This window comes from Sphingorhabdus sp. EL138 (genome assembly GCF_945862485.1).
Classification (GTDB): Bacteria; Pseudomonadota; Alphaproteobacteria; order Sphingomonadales; family Sphingomonadaceae; genus Sphingorhabdus_B.
In genome coordinates this window covers 1-3930 of the sequence record NZ_CAMAYF010000049.1, presented here as the reverse complement: position 1 = coordinate 3930, position 3930 = coordinate 1, and the positions used below count along the sequence as shown (strand labels likewise).

Annotated in this window: 2 protein-coding genes, 1 tRNA gene and 1 pseudogene; 2 read left to right on the top strand and 2 right to left on the bottom strand. The window is 55.2% G+C overall.

Translation table 11 applies throughout. The features are described 5' to 3' along the window. The first annotated feature begins 109 nt into the window (after positions 1-109). Both Q0O33_RS10590 and Q0O33_RS10585 read left to right on the top strand, forming a co-directional pair. Positions 110-1360: an MFS transporter gene (locus tag Q0O33_RS10590; protein WP_295499358.1), complete on the top strand. Its 1251-nt coding sequence runs from the start codon at positions 110-112 to the stop codon at positions 1358-1360. A gap of 191 nt (positions 1361-1551) precedes the next feature. Beyond that, positions 1552-3279 carry an alpha/beta fold hydrolase gene (locus Q0O33_RS10585; protein WP_295499355.1) on the top strand — a complete coding sequence of 576 codons (1728 nt, stop codon included), beginning with the start codon at positions 1552-1554 and terminating at the stop codon, positions 3277-3279. Positions 3280-3500: 221 nt separating this feature from the next. Here Q0O33_RS10585 and Q0O33_RS10580 read toward each other — a convergent pair. Together Q0O33_RS10580 and Q0O33_RS10575 are read right to left on the bottom strand one after the other, a co-directional pair. Then, positions 3501-3587 (bottom strand) — tRNA-Leu (locus Q0O33_RS10580). A gap of 243 nt (positions 3588-3830) precedes the next feature. Next, positions 3831-3930 (bottom strand): annotated as a pseudogene (locus tag Q0O33_RS10575) (methionine biosynthesis protein MetW); the annotation flags it as partial.

Sequence of the window (3930 nt, the reverse complement as noted above, 5' to 3'; positions counted from 1 at the left end):
GTCAATGACCAAGGAGCCTTGTCACCAGCCGCAAAATTCGCCAACTTGTCTCGTGGCTGAAATCATTTACCAAAACACGCCCGTTGCCTCCCCTGCTTTGCGCGTCCCGATGTCGCGTCGATCGATGGTTATCGCCGGCCTTTCGACCGCTGTTGAATGGTATGATTTCACACTATATCTATATTTTTCGACGGTGTTGGCACGCGTGTTCTTCGGAACTGGTCCACAGTCTATGACGGAAACGCTCGGGGGCTTTGCCATCGCTTACCTGATGCGGCCCGTCGGAGCGCTGGTTTTTGGACATTTTGGTGATCGGCTGGGCCGGCGGTTAACGATGCTGCGTTCGATGGCTTTGATGACGATAGCGATGCTCGCAACTGCTATGTTGCCAACTTATGATCAGATTGGCCCGCTTGCTGGCTTGCTACTAATTGTACTGCGCTGTTTGATGTCGTTTTCGGTTGGCGGCGAGTATACCGGCGTTGTCGCTTATCTGGTGGAAGGGGCGAAAGACAGTCGTCGCGGATTGATCACCAGCTGCGCATCGGCGGCAAGCGAGATAGGCGCGCTGCTGGCGGCCGGTGCGGCGGCGCTGACCATTTGGGCTGTGCCCGAAGATGCGCTTGTATCATGGGGATGGCGCCTACCCTTTCTGTTCGGCGCCGTGCTTGCTGGTTTGGTCCTGATAACCCGCGCAACCCTTGAAGAAACGCCAGAATTCCTCAGGCAGCGCGATGCTGGCACGGTGCCGGAGAAGCCGATCCGGCAGACCTTGACGCGACACCGCAGCGCTATTTCACGCGGCTTTGCAATCTCGGCGCTGGGTTCCATCACATATTATGTCGGTATCACCTATGTGCCGGCGTTCCTTGATGCCACTGGCACCATGCCGGAGACACGCGCGCTGTCGATCTCTGTTCTGGCAGCGCTGACGGTAATCCTCGTGACCCCAATGATAGGGCTTGCGTCGGACCGTTTTGGTCGTCGTCCAATACTCATTGCGTTGGCACTTGGTGGCATCTTGCTTCCAACGGGCATGTTTGCAGTGATGGTTGGTGGTGGGGCTGCGACTTGGACGGGTGCAATTGTTTTGGCTGCACTCGGCGGCGCAGTAAGCGCTGTCGGCGCCGTCACGACTGCCGAGCAATTTCCCGGCGAGGGGAGACTCAGCGGCCTGGCATTGGGCGCGACAACTGCAACGGCCATATTCGGCGGCCTCACGCCGTTGGTGGCACATTTGTTGGTGACCAAAAGTGAATGGGCTGCTGCACCTGGCGCAATGATAGCATGTGTTGCCTTATGCGTGATTATAGTGTTTTGGCGCATGCCTGAGACCGCGCCCGTGAGAGCCAGAGCTTAGGCTAATTTCGCGCGCGGCAAAGCTCCTTATCACTGCAGTCGCAAATATTGAAACAGGGACAGCCGGCAACCTTAAGGGCGGAACGCACAAACATCGGAATCTTGTTATCCGCGCCACGTTTGACGAATAGTTGCAACGTCACCGTCACTGGTTTACGATTGTGGACCAAGCGTTAAACGGGGGTGTTGCGGTTGCAGGTCACAGATCAAGAGTTGGGTCACGCCATAGTCACAAAACGCCGCGGGTGGCTGATTTTGGTTGGGTTGGCCATCGTCTTGGCGGGTGCATTAATCGCTCAAAGCATTCGGACGGCGGACGGTACAACTGTTCGCGACATTCGGTTTGCCGGCACAAATGGCACGGTCATGAGCGCCTTGCTGTATATCCCGAAAAACGCCACCGCTGCGACCCCGGCGCCTGGCATTCTTGCGGTCCACGGCTACATAAACTCGCGCGAGACGCAGGACGGTTTTGCTATCGAATTCGCCCGAAGAGGCTACGTCGTTTTGTCACTTGATCAGACGGGGCACGGCTATAGCCAAGGCGCCGCCTTCTCACATGGTTTTGGTGGACCAGATGGTCTTAGTTATTTGCGATCTTTACCGATTGTCGATACACGTCAGATCGGCCTGGAAGGACATAGCATGGGCGGCTGGACGGTGCTTGCCGCGGCCGCCGCAATGCCTAAGGCTTACACGTCGATGGTGCTAGAAGGATCCTCTACAGGCGCTCCTTTTGCACAGGAAGGCTCACCCACTTGGCCGCGCAATGTCGGCATCGTTTTTAGCCGCTTCGATGAGTTCTCGAATTTGATGTGGGGCGTTGCCCGTGCGAAAGATGTCGCGTCGAGCAGCAAGCTTCAATCCGTGTTTGGTACGCAAGCCCCAGTTTTAGAAAATCGTCTATACGGTTCTATCAAGGATGGGACCGCGCGAAAGCTATATCAGCCCAATACGACCCATCCCGGCGATCATATCTCAACGGCCGCCATTGGAAACGCGATCGAATGGTTTGGTGCTACGCTGGTCGGCGGTACGCAAAGACCCGCAAACGATCAGATTTGGTATTGGAAGGAAGTTGGCACGGGACTTGGGCTTATCGGGTTCGTCATGATCATGCTCGGAACCTTTGATGCGCTTATCCGATTACCGATTTTTGCTTCGCTGCATGCCGCACCAATCCCAGCGGCGGCAGATCGTGATGGCGGTTGGTGGAAGGGCTTCGCGTTAAACACCGGGCTGCCGGCATTGTTATTCTTCCCAACGTTCATTGCGGCTTATCTTCTTCTTCCCGCGTCGCCATGGCTACCGCAGGCGGTGACGACGCAAATTACACTCTGGGCTGGAACCACCGCTGGCTTAAGCCTGTTGATAGGCCGTTTCATGCGTCGTCCCGCTGGCACGCATCAATCAGACTGGTTCAAATCAATTTTGTTAGCGGTAGCGACAGTGGCGGCGGGATACGCCGCGCTTTTGCTCGTTGATCAGTTGTTCCAAACAGATTTTCGGTTTTGGGTGGTCGCGGTTAAGCTTCCCAGCTTCAGCCAATGGGGGGTTGCTGCGATCTACGTTGTGCCGCTGACGCTTGCCTTTCTGGTGACCACCAGATCACTGACCAGCGCGACAGTGCGCGTTGACACGGCCGGGCTTCGTTATATCGCCGCAATATTGACACTTACGACGGGCTTCATTGTAATGCTGGCGGCAATCTACGGCGTGTTGTTTATGACCGGTTCGCTCGTCACTGCATTTGATCCTCTCAGCACGGTGATCGCGATACAGTTCGTGCCCGTGCTCATTGCATTGGCCATCATCGCGATTTTTACGTGGCAACGCACTGGCAGTCATCGTCTTGGCGGACTAATAGCAGGAATTTTGGTAACCCTTTACGCCGTTGCGGGGACCGCTACGCAAATCTGATCCGCCTTGCGGACCTATCAAGTGGGGCTAGGGCGGCAATTTGCAAAACTGTTAGTGGCATAAATCCTCCAAAGTTCGATTAAGCGATATGCCCCCAAGTGAGACGGGCTAGAGAAGAACAAAAGGGAATGCCTAACGCCGGATAGACACAATAAGTGTCAGAAAACCTGGAGTTTTGCAAGATGTCTGGGGATAACGAGAAACTGCCAAAAACGGCTGTCTGGTGCGGCCAAGAAGACTCGAACTTCCACGGGCTTTCGCCCACAACGACCTCAACGTTGCGCGTCTACCAATTCCGCCATGGCCGCACACGCCTAGACAGGTACGATGCGGCTCGTAGCAAAGCCCGTTGGTCGGCGCAACAGGCATTATAGTTGAGGGTTGCCCAATAGGTTGTCGCAATTGGGCACTGCATTAAACTACTCGAGCCCCCGCCTGTGGGCGCGAACGAAAGGGGCATAATAAAAGCCACACCAATTTTACAAAAATCAATGAAATATACGACATTGGAGGAACTTGATATTGGCCAAACAGATGGCTGTCAGAATTCCCTAATCCCGGCGCAGTAGGAACACCGCATGTTGCGCGAGCAGATTGGCAAGGCGCTCATTACGCGGCTTGTCACCTGACAGAAACCATTGGCCTTCAATC